Origin of the sequence: Mitsuokella sp. AF21-1AC (assembly GCF_003458855.1) — a bacterium.
Lineage (GTDB): Bacteria > Bacillota > Negativicutes > Selenomonadales > Selenomonadaceae > Mitsuokella.
Genome location: NZ_QRVW01000059.1, coordinates 1 through 2,583, shown reverse-complemented (window position 1 = coordinate 2,583; position 2,583 = coordinate 1). Strand labels below are relative to the sequence as shown.

Genomic DNA, 2,583 nt, shown 5'->3' with positions numbered 1-2,583 from the left:
GCCAGAGCAAACCACCAGTTTAACTGGTGGTTTTGATTATAGGCAGAAGAATCTCATTTGTCAAGAATCAGTCACCTGGCTTCGCATCTGGATTCCCATGACGATATATGGTAAGATAGGCATAGTTTAATTCGTTTCCGTTTTATAGATAGGGATGTGCTAACTGTATGAAAACCACGATTATCGGCATTGCCGGCGGCACGGGCTCCGGAAAGTCCACGTTCACCAATCGCCTCAAGGACTACTTCGGCGACAAAGTCACGGTGATTTATCACGATAACTACTATGCACCGCACGACGACCTGACCTTCAAGGAGCGTCAGACGATCAACTACGACCACCCCGACGCCCTTGAGACGGATCTGCTCGTCAAGCACCTCAAGGAACTGCGTGAAGGACACAGTATCGAATGCCCCGTCTATGATTTCACGCAGCACAACCGCTCGCAGGAAACCATCGTTATCAAGCCGAGCCATGTCATCATCGTCGAGGGCATCCTGATCTTCCAGTCGCAGGAGCTGCGCGACATCTTCGACATCAAAATCTTCGTCGAAGCCGATGCCGATGAACGCATCCTGCGCCGCGTGCTGCGTGACATGAACGAAAGAGGCCGCAAGCTCGACGACATCATCGAACAGTATCTGACCACAGTCAAGCCCATGCATTACCTCTACGTCGAGCCGACCAAGAACGTCGCCGACATCGTCATCAACAGCGGCCTCAACAACGTGGCCTTCGACATCATGAAGACCAAGATTGAGGACATCCTCAAGAAGGATGCTGCTGCGGACGAAGCTGAAAAGGCCTGGTAACGCATCGCTGCAGCCTTTGCCAGTACAGCGAAAAACAGCCTCATCGAGATGATACATCGCGATGAGGCTGTTTTTTATACAGATGACGGTTTCAATTCACATAAAGGGAGGTCACAAAGCCCTCTTCCGTCAGATAGCGCGGATCAAAGGGGCGGCATTTGAGGCATTCACGGATAGCCGTCATGTGATGCTGGATATCCTGCTTCCGGGCACCGAGCACATGATAGAAGCGTGGTATCTGCGTGAAATCGAGACCGTTGATCGAACCGTAGGCAAACAGGCAGGCCGTCATGATGGCGGGCATGGTCTCCGGATCCGGATCCTTTGCCGTGCCTGCGACTGACAGATAATCTTCGAAGAGCTTCCAGATCAGGCCGATGGCAAAGCGGCTGAAGCCAATGCGCCGGGCGATTTCCGCCAGCACGGCCTCCTCCTCCCGAAAGGTGTCATGCAGAACAGGCTGCTTCGGCAAGGGCTTTGGCATCTGGGCATTTGGCAGGACATTGAGCTGGGCAAAGGACGACATGATGTGCAGTGTATGGCGGACCATGGCGGATTCACGCTGCAGGAATTCCTGTACTGTGGCTTTGCGGTGCTGGCAGCGGAACATGGCCAGCTGGCGCAGCAGGATTTCCTTCATGCGGCGGCGCAGCCTGGGACTTGCCGGCAGGGCGACGATGTGATTTGTCATCATGAGGCCGCAGAGATGGACATGCCCGTAAAAAATCTGCTGGCTGACGTCCATCAGAGGCAGATCGGGATGCGGCAGTGTGACCAGTTCATCTGTCAGCAGATTGCGGCAGCGGCAGCTGTCGCCGCGGTCCTCCTCGATGGTGAAAATCATGAATTCTGACTGCATCATGTCGCGCAGCATATCAATCTCCGAGAGGGAGAGCTTTTCCTTGTTGAGATGGAAAAAATGCTGCAGCGGGATTTCATCGGAATCAAGCAGATGGTAGTCAAACAGGAAGTAATCCCAGAACGTCATCCAGGTTTCTTCCGCCGTTTCCTCGGGCAAATGATGCAGGATGTCTCCCGTCTCACCATCAGGGCCGCAGAAGAGATGCGTGGCGCGTTCCAGATCGTTGACGTACCTGTCCTGATGATAAAAGGCATCGATGCGTGCGAGCAGGCCATCCATCAGGGCATCAAGCTTGTCGAGCATGTCCGGCCCGAGCATCTCCTCATAATTGAGCGAACTGTAGAATTCCTTTTTTGTCCGCTTCTTCGGCATGATGAATTCTCCCTCATCAAAGAAGGAAGCCAGCGCTTCTTTTAGGGTCTGCCGCTGCAGGGCCGCTTCTTCCGGTGAAGGCGAAAGGTAACGCCGATAATACGCAAAGAACTTCTTGATGATGGCAAAAATCTCACGCACCGACGCTTCATCAGCCGTAAAGCCCATCTTTTCACCGATTGCTCCACGCACCGTTTCCTGATAATCATAAATCGTCAGGCCGTATAGGGAGTCCAGATTCATCGTCCTGACGCAGCTCACCATATTCTGGATGACAGCCCAGACGCGGGAGAGTTCTTCATCCGAGAGACCGTGCCAGGCCAGGCGCCGGATATAGCGTTCGGCATCATCGCGCGACAGAATCCAGTCCGCGCCTTTATGAGTAATTGTGTAAAAGAAATCGATTCTTCTATAAACATTTATTTTGACATTCATCATGCGTATCGTTCCTCTATCCCTAAAACAACTTTTTCATTATAACATAAAGGAGCGTATGAAAAAAGACCCCGCTGACGCGGAGCCTTCGCTTAACCGGCA

At 52.7% G+C, this 2,583-nt stretch carries 2 protein-coding genes; one reads left to right on the top strand and one right to left on the bottom strand.

All coding sequences use genetic code 11. The features are described 5' to 3' along the window. Window positions 1-167 precede the first annotated feature (167 nt). Window positions 168-812, top strand: coding sequence for a uridine kinase (udk, locus tag DWX75_RS11890; RefSeq protein WP_118016518.1), 645 nt, complete (start codon window positions 168-170; stop codon window positions 810-812). Window positions 813-903: 91 nt separating this feature from the next. On the opposite strand, the gene DWX75_RS11885 is transcribed toward udk, so the two are convergent. Then, entirely contained in the window at window positions 904-2,484 is a 1,581-nt protein-coding gene (locus DWX75_RS11885) for a hypothetical protein (protein WP_118016517.1), read from the bottom strand. Window positions 2,485-2,583: the final 99 nt, after the last annotated feature.

Coding starts and splice junctions, on each gene's coding strand:
- DWX75_RS11885 (WP_118016517.1), bottom strand. CDS start 2,484: ATGATGAATGTCAAAATAAATGTTTATAGAAGAATCGATTTCTTTTAC.
- udk (WP_118016518.1), top strand. CDS start 168: ATGAAAACCACGATTATCGGCATTGCCGGCGGCACGGGCTCCGGAAAG.